Origin of the sequence: Streptomyces sp. NPDC005791, from assembly GCF_042871485.1 — a bacterium.
In the GTDB taxonomy this organism is placed as follows: domain Bacteria; phylum Actinomycetota; class Actinomycetes; order Streptomycetales; family Streptomycetaceae; genus Streptomyces.
The window spans coordinates 393057-409300 of the sequence record NZ_JBIAIP010000004.1 but is presented as its reverse complement, the minus strand read 5'-3'; the positions used below and the strand labels follow the sequence as shown (position 1 = coordinate 409300).

General features: G+C 71.1%; 19 protein-coding genes. 10 read left to right on the top strand and 9 right to left on the bottom strand.

Going from position 1 to position 16244, the window contains the following annotated elements:
- Positions 1 to 165 precede the first annotated feature (165 nt).
- Together ACFYSH_RS11415 and ACFYSH_RS11410 are read right to left on the bottom strand one after the other, a co-directional pair.
- Positions 166 to 369, bottom strand: coding sequence for a cold-shock protein (locus ACFYSH_RS11415; protein WP_031090619.1), 204 nt, complete (start codon positions 367 to 369; stop codon positions 166 to 168).
- A 305-nt stretch (positions 370 to 674) separates the two neighbouring features.
- Entirely contained in the window at positions 675 to 1019 is a 345-nt protein-coding gene (locus ACFYSH_RS11410) for a MerR family transcriptional regulator (RefSeq protein ID WP_359463323.1), read from the bottom strand.
- Between the two features lie 364 nt (positions 1020 to 1383).
- On the opposite strand from ACFYSH_RS11410, the gene ACFYSH_RS11405 reads away from it, so the two are divergent.
- Positions 1384 to 1968, top strand: a complete 585-nt coding sequence (locus tag ACFYSH_RS11405) for a hypothetical protein (protein ID WP_359463326.1) — start codon at positions 1384 to 1386, stop codon at positions 1966 to 1968.
- Positions 1969 to 2064: 96 nt separating this feature from the next.
- On the top strand, positions 2065 to 2283 hold the full coding sequence (locus tag ACFYSH_RS11400) for a hypothetical protein (RefSeq protein WP_359463328.1): 219 nt from the start codon (positions 2065 to 2067) through the stop codon (positions 2281 to 2283).
- Positions 2284 to 2304: 21 nt separating this feature from the next.
- On the opposite strand, the gene ACFYSH_RS11395 is transcribed toward ACFYSH_RS11400, so the two are convergent.
- Together ACFYSH_RS11395 and ACFYSH_RS11390 are read right to left on the bottom strand one after the other, a co-directional pair.
- A complete protein-coding gene (locus ACFYSH_RS11395) occupies positions 2305 to 2718 on the bottom strand; it encodes a hypothetical protein (protein ID WP_359463331.1) in 414 nt (137 codons plus the stop codon).
- Between the two features lie 52 nt (positions 2719 to 2770).
- Entirely contained in the window at positions 2771 to 3508 is a 738-nt protein-coding gene (locus ACFYSH_RS11390; protein ID WP_388751966.1) for an alpha/beta hydrolase, read from the bottom strand.
- A gap of 213 nt (positions 3509 to 3721) precedes the next feature.
- On the opposite strand from ACFYSH_RS11390, the gene ACFYSH_RS11385 reads away from it, so the two are divergent.
- The 3 genes from ACFYSH_RS11385 to ACFYSH_RS11375 all read left to right on the top strand — a co-directional run bounded on the left by ACFYSH_RS11385 (position 3722) and on the right by ACFYSH_RS11375 (position 6358).
- Complete coding sequence (locus ACFYSH_RS11385) at positions 3722 to 4207, top strand: peroxiredoxin (RefSeq protein ID WP_359463337.1); 486 nt, start codon at positions 3722 to 3724, stop codon at positions 4205 to 4207.
- A gap of 105 nt (positions 4208 to 4312) precedes the next feature.
- Positions 4313 to 4834 carry a hypothetical protein gene (locus ACFYSH_RS11380; RefSeq protein ID WP_359463340.1) on the top strand — a complete coding sequence of 174 codons (522 nt, stop codon included), beginning with the start codon at positions 4313 to 4315 and terminating at the stop codon, positions 4832 to 4834.
- An 84-nt stretch (positions 4835 to 4918) separates the two neighbouring features.
- The gene (locus ACFYSH_RS11375; protein WP_388751963.1) at positions 4919 to 6358 is read left to right on the top strand and encodes an SPFH domain-containing protein; all 1440 of its coding nucleotides are present in this window, start codon (positions 4919 to 4921) and stop codon (positions 6356 to 6358) included.
- A 34-nt stretch (positions 6359 to 6392) separates the two neighbouring features.
- On the opposite strand, the gene ACFYSH_RS11370 is transcribed toward ACFYSH_RS11375, so the two are convergent.
- Together ACFYSH_RS11370 and ACFYSH_RS11365 are read right to left on the bottom strand one after the other, a co-directional pair.
- Positions 6393 to 7409, bottom strand: coding sequence for a hypothetical protein (locus ACFYSH_RS11370; protein ID WP_359463345.1), 1017 nt, complete (start codon positions 7407 to 7409; stop codon positions 6393 to 6395).
- 132 nt (positions 7410 to 7541) lie between these two features.
- Positions 7542 to 7790, bottom strand: coding sequence for a hypothetical protein (locus tag ACFYSH_RS11365; RefSeq protein ID WP_359463348.1), 249 nt, complete (start codon positions 7788 to 7790; stop codon positions 7542 to 7544).
- Between the two features lie 285 nt (positions 7791 to 8075).
- On the opposite strand from ACFYSH_RS11365, the gene ACFYSH_RS11360 reads away from it, so the two are divergent.
- Together ACFYSH_RS11360 and ACFYSH_RS11355 are read left to right on the top strand one after the other, a co-directional pair.
- Positions 8076 to 8546: a TrkA C-terminal domain-containing protein gene (locus ACFYSH_RS11360; protein WP_359463350.1), complete on the top strand. Its 471-nt coding sequence runs from the start codon at positions 8076 to 8078 to the stop codon at positions 8544 to 8546.
- Between the two features lie 2 nt (positions 8547 to 8548).
- Complete coding sequence (locus ACFYSH_RS11355; RefSeq protein WP_388751960.1) at positions 8549 to 9850, top strand: cation:proton antiporter; 1302 nt, start codon at positions 8549 to 8551, stop codon at positions 9848 to 9850.
- A gap of 22 nt (positions 9851 to 9872) precedes the next feature.
- Here ACFYSH_RS11355 and ACFYSH_RS11350 read toward each other — a convergent pair whose 3' ends face one another.
- The gene (locus ACFYSH_RS11350; RefSeq protein ID WP_388751958.1) at positions 9873 to 10832 is read right to left on the bottom strand and encodes a M56 family metallopeptidase; all 960 of its coding nucleotides are present in this window, start codon (positions 10830 to 10832) and stop codon (positions 9873 to 9875) included.
- A gap of 11 nt (positions 10833 to 10843) precedes the next feature.
- Positions 10844 to 11329 carry a BlaI/MecI/CopY family transcriptional regulator gene (locus ACFYSH_RS11345; protein WP_359463359.1) on the bottom strand — a complete coding sequence of 162 codons (486 nt, stop codon included), beginning with the start codon at positions 11327 to 11329 and terminating at the stop codon, positions 10844 to 10846.
- A 133-nt stretch (positions 11330 to 11462) separates the two neighbouring features.
- On the opposite strand from ACFYSH_RS11345, the gene ACFYSH_RS11340 reads away from it, so the two are divergent.
- Positions 11463 to 11918, top strand: coding sequence for a TerB family tellurite resistance protein (locus ACFYSH_RS11340; protein WP_359463362.1), 456 nt, complete (start codon positions 11463 to 11465; stop codon positions 11916 to 11918).
- A gap of 69 nt (positions 11919 to 11987) precedes the next feature.
- Here the strand turns inward: ACFYSH_RS11340 and ACFYSH_RS11335 are convergent, their stop codons facing one another.
- Entirely contained in the window at positions 11988 to 13052 is a 1065-nt protein-coding gene (locus tag ACFYSH_RS11335) for a helix-turn-helix domain-containing protein (protein WP_359463364.1), read from the bottom strand.
- A gap of 302 nt (positions 13053 to 13354) precedes the next feature.
- Here ACFYSH_RS11335 and ACFYSH_RS11330 point away from each other — a divergent pair, with 302 nt between their 5' ends.
- Both ACFYSH_RS11330 and ACFYSH_RS11325 read left to right on the top strand, forming a co-directional pair.
- Positions 13355 to 13993, top strand: a complete 639-nt coding sequence (locus ACFYSH_RS11330) for a hypothetical protein (protein ID WP_388751955.1) — start codon at positions 13355 to 13357, stop codon at positions 13991 to 13993.
- 88 nt (positions 13994 to 14081) lie between these two features.
- Entirely contained in the window at positions 14082 to 16208 is a 2127-nt protein-coding gene (locus tag ACFYSH_RS11325) for a flotillin family protein (protein ID WP_359463369.1), read from the top strand.
- The last annotated feature ends 36 nt before the right edge of the window (positions 16209 to 16244 follow it).

Genomic DNA, 16244 nt, shown 5'->3' with positions numbered 1-16244 from the left:
CCGGATTCGGCACTCCATATGACTGCATATAACCGCCGCGTCATGACCTGTACACACCGGAATTACTCCGACGGTGCGTCAGCCTTGACAGCGGCCGGGAAAACACAACGAGCTGGGGCCCGCACCCCAAGGTGCGGGCCCCAGCTGCGCCATACGCCTGAGTGATCAGGCGGGGGTGATGTTCTCCGCCTGCGGGCCCTTCTGGCCCTGCGTGACGTCGAAGTTCACCTTCTGGCCTTCCTGCAGCTCGCGGAAGCCCTGGGCGGCGATGTTCGAGTAGTGGGCGAAGACGTCAGCGCCGCCACCCTCCTGCTCGATGAAGCCGAAACCCTTTTCCGCGTTGAACCACTTCACGGTGCCAGTAGCCATGTCATATCTCCTTCGGGGCGTTGCCCGTGGGCCCACACTGTGCGAGCCCTACGTCGCCGCAAATGATTGCCCCGACCGGAAGAAACCGGAAATACATAAGAGCGCCCACCGGAGTGATAACGGTGAGTGCACTCAAAGTTTTGGGAACCACAACTGCAACTGAGATCAACAGTAGCACGATTCGGGCACAAGCGAGCTGTACGCCATATCACTACGGCGTCACTCCTCCGCACACTGTATAAACTCTCACCGCTCATTACGCGTATTTCTGTGCCCGCCGAAACAGATATACACCCGTGTGCCGGTCAGGAATCGACGCTGCTCCGGCCGGCCGCGGGCCGCCGCAGCTGCTCGTTGAGGCGCAGGGCCTCCTCGAGCTGGTCCTCCAGGATGACGATGCGGCAAGCGGACTCGATCGGCGTGCCGCCGTCCACCAGCTCCCTGGCACGGGCCGCGACGCGCAGTTGGTAGCGCGAGTAGCGGCGGTGACCCCCCTCGGAACGCAACGGGGTGATGAGCCGGGCCTCACCGATGGCACGGAGGAAGCCGGGCGTCGCACCGATCATCTCGGCGGCTCGCCCCATGGTGTACGCGGGGTAGTCGTCATCGTCGAGACGGTCCGCGGCGTGCGACGGGGAATCCGGGGGCATCTGCACCTCTTCTGCTGCGCACCGGACCACCGATATGGCCTGGCTGCACAAGAAACCCTAGGCGTACCGGTAGGTCATGTCTATCGCCGCCGGAACAGGTTTCCGCCGTCCATGGCGCCACCGGCGCACGGCCGCCTGCCGGACATGGCCCGGCGGGAGCCCTCCGAGGCCCGTCCGGAGCCACCGGGACACTCCAACACCGCTGACCGGCCGGTCAGTTGTCGGCGGACCGCCAAACGGTCATACTGCACGCGTAGCCCTTCACGCATCCCCCGTCGTGAAGGGCTACATGCACGCGCGGCCACCGGGCGCCCTCACGCCCCACGCGGCCCGCGCAGTCCACGCGACCCGGAGCACCCACGGCATGAGCGGCACCGACAGGACCACGACGGCGGCCCGCACGGTCACGGACCTCCTGCAACCCCGCAATGTGCTGCTCGTCGGCATGCTCGCCATCGGGGCGGCCTCCGCAGGTGACTGGACCGGGCTCCCCTGGGGCTTCCTCGGGGCGCTCTGCGCCGGCCTCGTACCCGCCGGCTACATCGAGTGGGAGCGCGGACGCGGGACCTGGGGCGACCGCCACGTCGTGGACCGGACCCAGCGGGGACCCGTGTTCCTGGTGATCCTGGGATCGGTCGGCACCGGCGCGCTGATCATGGTCCTGGGCGGTGCGCCCCGCGGCATCCTGATCGCGATGATCTCCCTGTGGGTCATGACGACCGTGCTCCTGGCGGTCAACACCCTCTGGAAGATCTCGGTCGACTCGGCCGTCGCGTCGGCCGTGGTCGCTCTTCTCGGCGTCACCCACTCCCCGTGGTGGCTCTGCGCGAGCGTGCCCGCCCTCGCCGTGTGCTGGTCGAGGGTGGCGCTGGGTTACCACTCGGTGGCCCAGACGGCCGCGGGGGCGGCCGTCGGGGCGGCGACGGCGGCCGGCTTCCTGTTCGCCTGAGGCCCGCGGACACCCGGATCCCCGATTGCGGACCCGCTCCGAAGCCGGTTACGTGGACGCAGGGGCCGCGCAGCGATGTCACCGGGAGGCACGCAGATGCACAGGAAATCCGCGAACTCCAAGGCCGGCCTGCTCCTCAGTCTGGGCAGCAGCGCCATTGCCGTCGTCCGCACCGTGAAACGGATGCGCCGTGCCGGAGGCACCCAGGACAAACTGACCGCCGCGAACACCATGGCGGGGCTGCTGCCCCTGGCCACGTCCGCCCTGCTCATCCTGCGCCGGCTGCGAGGTCACTCCCGGCGGCACGCCGGCTGAAACGGCCCCGCCTCCGGCGGCTCAGACCGCCCCGGTCCGCGCCTCCGCCCGGACGCGCCCGCGCAACCGCTCCAGAACCCGGGCACGCAGCAGCTCGTACTCCTCGCGGAGGCGGACGAACTCCGCCGGGCGCTCGATCACCACGCCCCCGGACACGATCTCGTGCGGGGCGAACTGCTCCCGCGTCAGGTCGATCTCCACCCCCATGCCCAGCCGGTTCCACCAGTGGTAGTCGACGCGCACGCCGTCGACCCGCACCTCGCCCCGGATCAGCTCCCCGCCCAGCAGGTCGTTGACCACCATGGCGGTGACGCCGCACTGGTCCCGGGCGGGGTTGCCCGGATTCCACTGCGCCCGGTGTGCGGGCGTGGTCGTGTCCGCGCCCCAGCTGCTGCGGACGGCGGCTTCGATGTCGGTGAGGAGCAGAGGTTCCATGCCGTGGATCCTCGCACCCGCCACTGACAACGGCCCCGTACGGCCGAGGCGTTCAGCCGCCCCGCTCCGCCCCGCATCTCAGCGGACCCGGCCCACCGGCCTCGAGTCCGTCCAGCGACAGCGTCCCCTCAAAGGCCGCGGCGCCCGGCGGCAGCTCGAACGCCGCCGCGACCCGCTGCGGCACCGGGGTCAGCCCCAGCAGCCCCGTGACCAGCAGCCCCGCCAGACGGTGCCAGGCCGGGGCGCGGCGGATCATCGCGTGGTCGCTGCCCGGGATCGTCACCAGACAGGTGCGAGCGCCCGCGCGGCGTGCCCTGGCCGTGAGCGACTGGGACGCCAGGGGGCTCGTCACCCGGTCCCGGGTGCTGTGCAGCAGGACGACGTCCCGCCCCGCCAGCTGTGTCACCGGGTCGCCGGGCGGGCACCACGGGGCGAGGCCCACCACCGAGCGGACCAGCGGGTGCCCGGCGGCGTGGAGGGCTGCGCGCGCCCCCATGGAGTGACCGAGCAGGGTCACGGGGATGTCCCCCGCCTCCCGCCGCAGGTCGTCCAGCACCCGTAAGGCGTCGTGCAGCGGGTCCTGGCGGGAGCCGTTCCAGCCCCGGTGCGTGTAGCGGACGCGCCGCACGCACACACCGGAGTCACCGCGCACCGCGCGGGACACGACGCGCGAGACCGGAAGCATCCGCAGGCCGGGCAGGTTCAGGGCGCCGGGTGCCGGTGCCGCCAGCCCCGTCTCGTAGCCGCCGTGCAGGATGAGCACCGCTGCCGACGGCGGTCTTTCGGCCACACATACCTCCCGATCGAGGTGCGGGGCCGGTGCCCGCGCACACCCCATGGTCGGTGCCGGGGGGCCTACGGATGGGCCGAACGTGTCGATGCGTGGAATGTGCCGTTGACTGTGCTCTTCACCGTCCGGCGTACGCGTCCATCCGTACGCGTCCATCCGTACTCTCATCCATCCGTACTCACCCATCCGTACGCGACCCAAGGAGGCGCCGCCATGGCGTCAGGACCCCGAATCGGCTCACTCGCACCGGACTTCACCCTCCCCGGCGGCGTACTCGGCGACGACAGCTTCGTGCGGAGCGACTACACGCTCACCGCCGCTCGTGGCCGCAGCGTCGTGCTGGCCTTCTATCCCGGGGACAACACGGCCGTCTGCACCAAGCAGCTCTGCTCGTACTCCTCGGGCTTCGAGACCTTCGAGAGCCTCGACGCCGAGGTCTGGGGAATCAGTCCACAGGGTGTGGACAGCCATGAGTCGTTCGCCCGGGGCCATGGCCTGCGCATGCCCCTCCTGGCCGACACCGGACGGGAGACCGCCCGCGCCTACGGGGTCGCCGCGCCGGGCATCGGCGTACGCCGCTCCGTCTTCCTGATCGGGCCGGACGGGGTGCTGCGGTGGAAGCACGTCGCCCTCCTCGGGGCCACGTTCCAGTCGCTCGACACGCTCGCCGAGCAGCTCTCCGGCATCGAAACGCCGTGAAAACTGCCGGACTTCGGCAGTATCCCTGGCGCGCACCGTATGGGACCATTCAGCCAGTTCGACGGAAACATATCGGGGGATTGCGAACACCGGGGGAGTGATCGCGTGACCGTGTTCCTGGGTCTCGGCATTGCGGGAATCGTCCTTCTCACCCTCTCCCTGATCTTCGACGGAATTCTCGAAGGGCTCCTCGGCGACGCGCTCGGCGGGCTGCTGAACGGCTTCTTCGACGGTCTGCTCTCCCTGCCCGTCATCGCCGGCTTCCTGTCCATGCTCGGCTTCGGCGGTGCGATCGTCCTCGGCACGACGGACGCAGGCACCCCGGTGGCCGTCATGGCGGGAGCCGGGGCGGGGTTGGTCGCGGCCTGGCTGACCTGGAAGTTCAGCCAGGCCCTGATGCGGGACCAGACCACGGCCACACCACGCGGTGACGACCTCGTCGGCACCTCGGGGTCCGTCGTCACACCCATCCCCGCCGACGGTTACGGCGAGGTGCTGCTCCGACTCGCGGGTCAGACCGTGAAGTTCTCCGCGAAGAGCGCCGTTCCCGTCGAACGCGGCGCGGAGATCTGGGTGGAGGCCACCCTTTCGACCACGTCGGTCACGGTCCGCCCCGTCGAGCGCTGACCACCGCCGAGCCGTACGCCTGACCGAACCCGTACAGCCGAACACACCGCCGTCCCGTCGGGAGGGCAAGGGGGGACACCGCTCATGAGTCCAGTAGTGATCGCCGTCATCGGCATCGTCGTACTCGTCGTACTTCTGGCCCTCGCCGTCATCACCCGGTACAAGGTCGCGGGCCCCAGCCAGGCCTTCATCATCACGGGCCGCCGGGGCAAGAAGTCCACCGACCCGGTGACCGGGCGCACCAGCATCGACAACAGCGGCCAGAAGGTCGTCGTCGGCGGCGGCGTCTTCGTCGTGCCGTTCGTCCAGCAGAAGTTCACCCTGGACCTCTCCAGCCGGCACATCCCCGTCGCCGTACGCGGGGCGGTGACCCTGCGCGGCGTGAAGTCCAACCTGGAAGGCGTCGCGATCGTCAAGGTCGGCGGCAGCGAGGACGCGATCCGCGCGGCGGCCCAGCGCTTCCTCCAGCAGCAGAAGGGCATCGTCGGCTTCACCCAGGAAGTACTCTCCGGAGCCCTCCGCGCCATCGTCGGCCGGATGTCCGTCGAGGACATCATCCGGGACCGCGCCGCCTTCGCCGCCCAGGTCGCCGAGGAGGCCGAGGCCAGCCTCTCCGGCCAGGGCCTCATCCTGGACGCCTTCCAGATCCAGGACATCACCACCGAGGGCAGCTACCTCGAGGACCTCGGCCGCCCCGAGGCCGCCCGCGCCAAGCAGGAGGCCGACATCGCCGAGGCCATCGCCCGGCGCGCCTCCGAGCAGGCCCGGCTGAAGGCGGCCGAGGAGATCGCCATCGCCGAGCGGACGTTCTACCTCAAGCAGGCCGAGATCAAGGCCGAGACCGAAGCCGCCGCGGCCCAGGCGGACGCCGCCGGGCCCCTCGCCGAGGCGGCCCGCCAGCAGGAGGTTCTCGCCGAGCAGGAGAAGGTCGCCGCGCGCCAGGCGGCCCTGACCGACCGCGAACTCGACACCAAGGTCCGCAAGCCCGCCGACGCCGCCCGCTACCAGGCGGAGCAGGAGGCCGAGGCCCGCCGCATCGCCCAGGTCAAGGAGGCCGAGGCCGACGCGGAGCGCTCCCGCCTCACCGGCCAGGGCGAGAAGCTCCACCGCTCGGCCCTCGCCGACGCCGTACGCATCGAAGGCGAGGCCGAGGCCGCCGCCATCGCCGCGAAGGGCGCCGCCGAGGCCGAGGCCATGCAGAAGAAGGCCGACGCCTTCGCGCGGTACGGCGACGCGGCCGTCCTCCAGATGCTGGTCGAGGTGCTCCCCCAGGTCGTCGCGAAGGCGTCCGAACCGCTGGGCGCCATCGACAAGCTGACGGTCATCTCGACGGACGGCGCGAGCCAGCTCTCCCGCACGGTCACCGACAACGTGGCCCAGGGCCTGGAACTCCTCAGCTCCACGACGGGCGTCGACCTGGCCGCGCTGCTCCGCGACCTGCAGGGCAGGGCGGGCGGCACGGAGGCCGCACCGGCGGTCCCCGCTCCCGCCACCAACGGCGAGAAGATCGAGATCAAGGACTGACCCGGCCCCGTCCCCGCGCCCGGCCGATGGAGACTCACCGGCCGGGCGCATCCCTGTCCGCGCCCATCCCGGCCCCCTGAACAGCGGCCACCCTTTCCCGCCAGGGCGTATGGGCGTAGGGATCGTCGTCCCCCTCAAGGGCGAGCTGGGCCGACCGGGCCTCGCCCCACGCCGCCCACGCGGCCTCCCGACGACACGGCCCGCACCGCGTCTCGCCGTCCTCCCCCGGCCCCGGCCGGAACAGATGCTCGTCCCCGGGCCCGGAACACACCGCCAACGCGGCTACGGGAGCAGGAGGCTCGGGCTTCGGCACGGGCGCGGGCTCCTCGGGAAGCTTGTGCACCAGCCTGTGCCGCAGGAATCCCACGGCCGACCGCACCCCGCCCACCGGCAAATCGCTGACCAGCACCCGCCGCATGTCGTCGGCCGCGACCCCACGCCTCAGCCACGCCACGGCGAGCTTCACCAGCTTCCGGGCCTCCGCCACACCCAGATGCAGCGAACGGTGCACGTGCCGCAGGGAGAGCAACACCCGCTCGGCCTCCACCGCTTCGGGATCGGAAGAGTCGGCCTGCTCGTCCCGCGCCTCCGGTTCGGTGGGTGGGTGGGAACAGTTCTTCCCCCGTTCTTCATCCACCGGTTCACAGCCACCGGCCATCCGACCTCCCGGTTGCCCGACCGTCGGTTTCCTCACACTCGGAGACACGACGACCGGCACCACGTTGCCGTCCCGGGCCTCCCTCGCCGCCTCCGGGCTGAGGGCCACATTCGCGAGGAGCTGCTCGGTCGTCCAGAAGCCCCGTCCGCCCTGCTGCCGCCACTCGTACAGGAACCCGTGCGTGACCAGCAGTTCCTTGGCCTTCTGATAGGCCCGCCCGGTGATCCCCAGGGCTCGCGCGTGCTCGCTGAGGGCCGCACCGCGCCGGTCGTCAGGGAGGCCCTGCACGTAGAGGAGGAGGATCTTCGCGTCACTGCTCAGACGCTGATTGCGTACCAGATCATTCGCGGCCTTCGTATAGCCGCGAGACGGCGCGATAGCATGCCAAAGCATCCTGGTGGACCTCGTTATCCACTGGCGGTGAAGGTCCTCGGTTGGTGCTCCTACACACCTCCGGGGACCGCGCCATGCGCGCGTACGCACACAGCGTGATGACGCGATTACGTTACCGCAGTCGAAACCTGGTCAGCGCCGTTCGGCGGAAGCGTCACTCCGAGTGGGGTGGCGGGAGCCCGGTCGCAGGCTCTCGACGCGGGTGTCGATCTGCCGGCGGACGAGCTTCGCGGCACGCTCGTGGTCCCAGGTGTGCGACACCGGTTCGATGATCCCCTCGATGATCTGGACCCGGTCCCCGCGCACGTGCTGGACGGCGAACCTGAGGGCTCGCTCGGCGTCGGCACCCCTGCTGTAACTGTAGTCGGGCGCGCTCGTCACAGGGTCCCGCTTCGTCCCTGTCCATGACTATGGCTACCGTCATCGTGCCCGGCCCGCACTGCCCTTGGCACGATCGGCGGAGATCGACGGAGAGATGTCGAAAGCGTTCGTTCCTGACCGGAACGAGCACCCGTTCCTCCGCGCTTCCAGAAGACGCGGTGAGCGAGTCCGGCCCCGCCACCGCCGCCCCGACGGCTGGATTCCGGCTCCGGTTAGGGTAATGAGCGGATAAAGAGATGATCAAAAGCGTCACACCGGCGCCGCCGTGCTCCTCGGGAGGAAGCCATGGGAACCCACCGCACATCGCTGCCAGGAGTCGGCGTCCAGTACGACTACACCACCGAGTCGGGGCAGCACATCTCCGTCGTCGTGCACCACGACGGACGGCGGTTCCTGGGGTTCTACGAGAAGGACGACCCTGATTCGTGCGTGTTCTCCGTACCCCTGACCACCACCGAGGCCACCGGGCTCGCGCACCTCATCGACGCGGCGCCGATCGATGCCGTGCGGACCGAGGGGATCGACCTGGTCACCGAGCACATTCCGCTCGGGACCCGCTCCCCGTACGGCGGGCGGCTGCTCGGGGACACCAGGGCGCGGACGCGGACGGGGGCCTCGATCGTGGCCGTGCTGCGTACGCACAGTGCGCATCCGTCGCCGGGGCCGGACTTCCGTCTGGCCATCGGGGACACGCTTGTCGTTGTCGGAACGCGTGAGGGCGTCGACACGCTCTCCGAGATCATTGCGGAGGGCTGACCGTGCACGACACGACCGCACTGCTGGTGGAGCTCGGCTCCGTCATTCTTGGGCTCGGCATCATCGGACGATTCGCCGGGCGGATAGGGCTCTCGCCGATCCCGCTGTACCTGCTGGCCGGGCTCGCGTTCGGTGAGGGCGGTCTGCTGCCGCTCGGTGCCAGCGAGGAGTTCACCGCCATCGGGGCGGAGATAGGCGTCATCCTGCTGTTGCTGCTGCTCGGGCTCGAGTACAGCGCGTCGGAACTCGTCACCAGCCTCAAGACGCAGTATCCGTCCGGAGTCGTCGACTTCGTGCTCAACGCGACACCCGGCGCGGCAGCCGGCCTGATGCTGGGGTGGGGGCCCGTGGGCGCCGTCGCGCTGGCCGGTGTCACCTGGATCTCGTCGTCGGGTGTGATCGCCAAGGTGATGACCGACATGGGACGGCTCGGTAACCGTGAGACGCCCGTCATCCTCGGTGTCCTCGTCATCGAGGACCTCGCCATGGCCGTCTATCTGCCGCTGCTGACCGCGATGCTCGCCGGTGTCGGTCTGGCCGGCGGCAGCATCGCGCTGCTGATCGCACTGGGCACGGTCGGGTTCGTGCTGTACCTGGCGCTGCGTCACGGCCGGCTCATCAGCCGTGCGGTGTCCTCCGACAACCCCGAGATGCTGCTCCTCGTCGTCCTCGGGCTCACCGTCCTGGTGGCCGGGCTGGCCCAGCAGTTGCAGGTGTCGGCGGCCGTCGGCGCGTTCCTCGTGGGCATCGCGCTCTCCGGCGAGGTCGCCGAGGGCGCGCGCAAGCTGCTGACGCCGCTGCGGGACCTGTTCGCCGCGGTGTTCTTCGTGTTCTTCGGGCTGTCCACCGATCCGGCGGAGATCCCGCCCGTGCTGCTTCCGGCGGCGCTGCTGGCGATCGTCACGGTCTTCACGAAGATCGGCACCGGCTGGTACGCCTCCCGGCGGGCCGGGATCGGACCGCGCGGCCGATGGCGCGCGGGCGGCACGCTGGTCGCACGCGGGGAGTTCTCGATCGTCATCGCCGGTCTGGCCGTGGCGACGGAGCCCCGGATCGGGCCCATCGCGACCGCGTACGTGCTGATCCTGGTGATCGTCGGGCCGCTCACCGCCCGGTGGACGGAGCCGGTCGCCTCGAAGCTGCAGGCGGCGCTCGCCGGCAGGCGGGAGAAGTCGGCCGCCGCCGAGGGGACGAAGCCGGAGCCGGCCGTCGCGACGGAGAAGCGGAAGCCGGCCGACACTCAGGAGCCGATGCCGTCGCACGACGACCTCACTCCGGAGCACGCCGGGCGCGACTCCGACTGACGGAGGCCCGCCCCCCGACGGGTCAGAGCGGGGTGGCCGCGTGGAGGATGCCGACGAGCGCCACCGTCGCGCTGAGCGACGACAGCGCCGAGGCAGCCGTCCCCACCGTCGCGGTCACCGCCGCCAGGACCAGATGCGCGGAGCGCGGGGGCCAGAGTCCTGCCGAGGGCTCGGGATCGAGCAGCGCCGCCACCCGGCGCGGCACGGGGCCCGCCGGCGAAGGAGCCGCGAAGGCGGGGAGCACGGCAGGCCCCGTCTCGTGCCGTGGTGAGAGCAGCGCCGCCTTGCAGACCGCCGTGGCGACGGCACGGCGGCTGCCCACCGCGTACGCCGCTTCCTCGTCCGCCCAGCGTTCGGTGCTGTAGGCCACCGCCGTACGCAGGGGCAGCAGGAACGGGTTGGCCCGCGCCGCCAGTTGCGTCGCCAGCAGGTAGCGGTGGTGCCGGCCCGTCAGGTGCGCGCGTTCATGGGCGACGAGGGCGCGGCGCTCGCGGGCGTCCAGGCACTCCAACATCGCGCTGGAGACGACGACCCGGCCGTCACGGCCGGGCGTTCCGGGCAGGGCGTACGCGTACGGATCGGGGGACGGCACCACCGCGAGGTCCCCGTCGCCGGCGCGCTGCGGCGGCAGGGCGCGGGCGGCGCGGATCCGGGTCCTGACGTGCCGCAGCAGGGTGCTGCCGCAGGCCGTCAGCACCGCTCCCAGGACGACGATCGCGATCAGGCCCGCCTTCTCCTCGTACGGCACCGCGGCACGCACCTCGGGGTCCGACCAGCCGTCGGGCAGCGGGTTCCCGGGGAGCTGGGCCGTGCCCACCACCATGAGCAGGGCCAGGCAGAGCGTGCTGCACAGCGCCAACGTCGACCCGACGGCGGCGAGGAGCCGGGTGGCGCTCCTGGGGTGCAGATGCTGTTCGGCGAGACGCGCCATGGGCAGCGCGGTCAGTGGCAGGACGAGTGGCAGGTAGACGAAGACGCCCATCGTGGTGTCTCTCAGCCTTCCGGAGCTACGGGGTCGTCGTCGGAGGAGTCGGAGGAGTCGGAGGAGTCGGACGCCTCGGACACGTCGGGGGTGTCGGCCGCGCGGGCGAGCAGTGCGCGGAGCCGTGCCTCGTCGCCCGGGGACAGCGCGGAGACGAACCGGGCGAGGACGGCCTCCCTGTCGCTCTCGCCGTCCAGGACGCGGCGCATCCGCAGGGCGGCGAGGCCGGCCTCGTCGGAGGCCGGGGTCCAGACGTAGGAACGGCCCTGCCGGGTGCGGGTCACGGCCTTCTTCGCGTAGAGGCGGGAGAGGATCGTGATGACCGTGGTGTAGGCGAGGTCGCCGTCGAGGTGCTCCTGGACCCAGCCGGCCGTCGCGGGCCCGCCCGCCGAGCGCAACACGGTCAGGACCTGGGACTCCAGCTGACCCTGCCCGCGCCTGGGCGTCCGCGGGCCGTCCGGGCCGCCGCCGCCGTCCGTATCCATAGGCCTGTTCATCGCCGCATCCTACTGAGTGGCCGCGCCGGGCCCGTCGGCCACCGTGCGGACGGCGGCCACCCACTGTTCTTCTACACAGTTGTAGAGTTTGACTGGTTCCCGCACCACAGGCAACGCAAGGTATGGAGACGTCATGGCCCTTTGGGATCGGATCAAGGAATCCGCGTCGACGATGCAGACGCAGCTGGAGGCGAAGAAGAACGACCTGAAGAGCGGGGCGTTCCGGGACGCGAGCATGGCCATGTGCGCCCTGGTCTCCGCTGCGGACGGTTCCATCGACCCGTCCGAGCGGCAGCGCGTCGCCTCCCTGATCGCCACCAACGACGTGCTGCAGAACTTCCCGGCGGACGACCTCCAGCGCCGGTTCAACGCGTACGTGGACAAGCTGACCGCGGACTTCGCCTTCGGCAAGGTCAGCGTGCTCCAGGAGATCGCCAAGGCGAAGAAGAAGCCCGCCGAGGCGCGTGCCGTGATCCAGATCGGCATCGTGATCGGCGGCGCCGACGGCGACTTCGACAAGTCGGAGCAGGCGGTCGTGCGCGAGGCGTGCTTCACGCTCGACCTGCCGCCGCACGAGTTCGACCTGTAGGTCGCACACCGCCGCGTACGGCCCGGGCCCTCGGGTCGTACGCGCCGTGGAACCGCCGCACCGGATCCGTCAGAGCTCCTTCGCCGGCCAGTCCAGCAGCCGGGCGCCGATCACCGCTGTCTGCAGCGTGTACCGGTGCATCGGGTCGGACGGATCGGAGCCCGTCAGCTGGTGTATCCGCTCCAGCCGGTACGTCAGCGCGCGCACGCTCAGCGACAGCCGGCGGGCCGTCTCGGCGGCCACACAGCCCGCGTCGAAGTAGACGGACAGCGTCCGCAGCAGGGGTTCCGCGCCGCCCCGCGCCTCCTTGAGCGGGCCGAGCTCGCTGCGCACCAGGTCGGCCATGGCCTGCCGGTCCCGGGTCAGCACCGGGTAGACCAGCAGGTCGGCGGCGTACAGCACGGGGTCGTCGAGCGTCATCCGCCGCGCCAGGTCGAGGGCCTCGAGCGCCTCGTCGTACGAGTGGACCACCCCGCCGGGTCCGCGGTGCGGGCGGCCGACCGCGACCTGGCCGCCGTCCGTCGCGGCGTGCGCCTGCTTGGCGAAGTACCGCAGGACGTCCGGCTGACTGCCGGGGGCTATGCAGACCAGCCGCCCGTCCTTCGTCGTGAGCAGGATCTTCCGGCCGCCGAAGCGCGCGAGCAGCGCCGCCTCCACACTGCGGGGCACGGCGTCGGACTCGGTGTACGCCTCGGGGCCCGCCGCCACCGCGACGGCGTGGGCCCGCGAGAGCCGCAGCCCGAACCGGGTGGCCCGCTCCGCGAGTCTGCCCAGGTCGCTGCGCCCGTACAGCAGGTCGTCGATGAACTCCCGCCGCGCCGCCTCCTCGCGGCGCACAGTGAGGCGCTGCGCCCGCTCGAAGCCCTCCGCGAAGGCGTCCACCGCCTGTTCCACGGCGCCCAGCACGGCGTCGGTGGCCGAGGCGCCCGCCGCGCGCGGCCAGGCGGCGCGGGTCTCCTCGAGGTGACGCCGCACCAGGGCCCGCAGTTGATGCCCCGCCTCCGCGGCCTCGCGGCCGAGCGTGCGCCGTGTCTCCAGCTCGTCCCGGGTGAGCCGGCGGCCGGTCTCCGCGACCTCGGCCAGGACGGGGGCATAGCCCTCCAGGAATCTCTCAGGGATCTCGGGCTCCGCCACGTCGCGCTCCTCCGTACCTCCGCACCACTGTCACCTCACCAACGTCCGGGGGTGAGTGCCGGTGCCCGGCAGTGGGGGCCCGTGAAGCCTGCCGGATTCCGGCAGTGCGCCCGTGCCGCCCCGGCTGACACGATGAGTCCAGCAACACACGGGGGAAGCACGGGGGTTACGGGGGATCACGGGGGAAGGAACCGGTTGCCGTGGGGCCGTTCGCGGTGTCGCGGTGCCGGCTCCCCCGTCCCGCCTGCCGCCGCCCGGCCTCCGCGACCGTACAGCGACCGGTGGGACGGGAGCAGGGACCGATGACCGCATTCCTCTCCGCAGCACTCGCCTTCCCGGCCGTCGTCCTCGGCGCCGCGCTGGTGGTCGTCGTCTGCTTCTGGCTGCTGGTCCTGGCCGGGGCGGCCGGGCACGACTCGTTCGACGGCGACCTCGACACCGACGCGGTCGGCTTCGGCGGGGTGCCCGTCTCCGTGTCGGTGTCGCTGTTCGTCGTCATCGCCTGGTTCACCGGCCTGACCGGCTCGGTCCTGGTGCTCCGCAGCGGAGCCACCGGCACCCTGCGGGCCGTGTTCCACCTCGCCGTCCTGGCGGGGGCGCTACTGATCGCCTGGGGGGTGGTCCGCATGCTCGTACGCCGCTTCCGCCGGTTCTTCCCCGCGGAGCCTCCACCGTCCAGGGAGGACTTCGTGGGCCGGACCTGCACGATCCGCACCGGCTCCGTCAGCGCCGACTTCGGGCAGGCCGAGGTCGCGGCCGACGACGGTTCGACCGCGATCGTGCAGGTCAGGCAGCCACTGAGGCCGTCCGGGCCGAGTGACGTGTTCAGCTCCGGCAGCACGGGGCTCCTCTACGCCTACGACGCCGACGGCGAGTTCTTCTGGGTCTCGCCCTACGACGCGGCGCTCGCCCCACGGCCCCTGCCGCGCAAGGCCGGCTGACCCTCCTTCCCTTCCCCCGGGCCCCGGGCCCGTGGTTCCGCGCGCCGTGCTGCGGGGCGCTCCTCCTCTTCGTACGACTGGGACTGACATGGATGCCATCTCCTGGGGCATCGGCGTGATGATCGCCGTTGTCCTGCTCATCACCATCGCTCTGGTCTTCGTCATCACCCGGCTCTTCCGCAAGGTCGAGCAGGGGAAGGCGCTGATCATCTCCAAGACCAAGAAGGTCGATGTCACCTTCACCGGTGCGGTGGTCCTTCCGGTGCTGCACAAGGCCGAGACCATGGACATCTCGGTGAAGACCATCGAGATCCGCCGTACCGGCCGCGAGGGCCTGATCTGCCAGGACAACATCCGCGCCGACATCCACATCACGTTCTTCGTCCGGGTCAACAAGACCGTGGAGGACGTCATCAAGGTCGCGCAGGCCATCGGCACGGAACGGGCCAGCGACAAGGCCGCCATCCAGGAGTTCTTCGCCGCGAAGTTCTCCGAGGCGCTCAAGACCGTCGGCAAGCAGCTGGACTTCGTCGACCTCTACACCAAGCGGGAGGAGTTCCGGGACCGGATCATCCGGGTCATCGGGACCGACCTGAACGGTTATCACCTGGACGACGCGGCGATCGACTTCCTCGAGCAGACGCCGATGGCGCAGCTCGACGGCGCCAACATCCTGGACGCGCAGGGCATCCGCAAGATCACCGAGCTGACGGCGATCGAGCACGTGCGGACCAACGAGTTCCAGCGCACCGAGCAGAAGGAGATCACCCGGCAGGACGTCGACGCCCGCGAGACGATCCTGGAGCTGGAGCGCCGGCAGGCCGAGGCGGAGATCAAGCAGCGCCGCGAGGTCGAGACGCTGCGTGCCCGCGAGGAGGCCGTCACCGCCCGGGTGCAGGAGGAGGAGCGGCTCGGTGCGCAGAGCGCGTTCATCCGCACCGAGGAGCAGCTCGGCATCCAGCGGGAGAACCAGGCGCGCGAGGTGGCCGTCGCGCAGAAGAACCGTGAGCGGGTCATCGCGGTGGAGAACGAGCGCATCGAGAAGGACCGGCTGCTGGAGGTCATCGGCCGCGAGCGGGAGACCGAGCTGAACAGGATCGCCGCGACGAAGGAGGTCGAGGCCGAGCGCCGTGAGGTCGCGGACGTGATCCGGGAGCGGATCGCGGTGGACCGTACGGTCGCCGAGCAGGAGGAGTCGATCCTGACGCTGCGGTCCGTCGAGGAGTCGGAGCGCACCCGCAGGTCCGTGATCATCGCTGCGGAGGCGGAGGCCCAGGAGAAGCTGGTCAAGGACATCAAGGCGGCGGAGGCCGCGGAGGCGGCGGCGACGCACCTGGCGGCTGAGCAGCTGACGCTCGCCGAGGCGCGGCTGAAGACCGCCGACCTGGACGCGCAGGCGAAGCTGCGGCTGGCGGAGGGGGTCCAGGCGGAGAGCGCCGCTGCCGGACTCGCGGACGTCCGGGTCAGGGAGGCGGAGGCCGAGGTCACGGAGAAGGCCGGCCGCGCGGAGGCACAGGCCACCGAGGCCCGGCTCAGGGCGGAGGCGGAGGGTGCGCGCCTCAAGGCCCTGGCGGTCGCGGAGGGCACGCAGGCACAGGCGTCCGCGGACGCGGCGGTGATCGGCGAGAAGCTGAAGGCCGAGGCGGCAGGGCTCACCCAGAAGGCCGCGGCGATGGCGGCGCTCGACGAGGCGTCCCGCGGGCACGAGGAGTACCGGCTGCGGCTGGACGCGGAGAAGGAGATCAGGCTCGCGGAGTTCGACGTCCAGCGGCAGGTCGCCGAGGCCCAGGCGACGGTGCTGGCGACAGGGCTGGAGAACGCGGACATCGACATCGTCGGCGGTGACTCCGTGTTCTTCGACCGGCTGGTGTCCTCGATCTCGCTGGGCCGGAGCGTCGACGGCTTCGTGGAGAACTCGAAGACCGCACGGGCGCTGGCCGGACCGTGGCTCGACGGCCGGGGGTCGTTCACGGACGACCTGACCAAGGTGCTGGGGTCGGTGTCCACGGGGGACGTACGGAATCTGACGGTGTCGGCCCTGCTGACGCGGCTGATGCGGGCCCCGGGGGCGGCCTCGGGACAGGTGGAGCAGCTGCTGGCCGCGGCGGAGCAACTGGGCCTGGCAGGGATGACGGTGTCGTCCCTCGCGGAGGCGGCCCCGGCGCACGGCACCCCGCAGGGCCCGGCCTCGCGGAACGGCGCGGCAGTCGGATAGGAGCAGGACCCCGCCCGTGGCCGGGCCGCCGCGGCC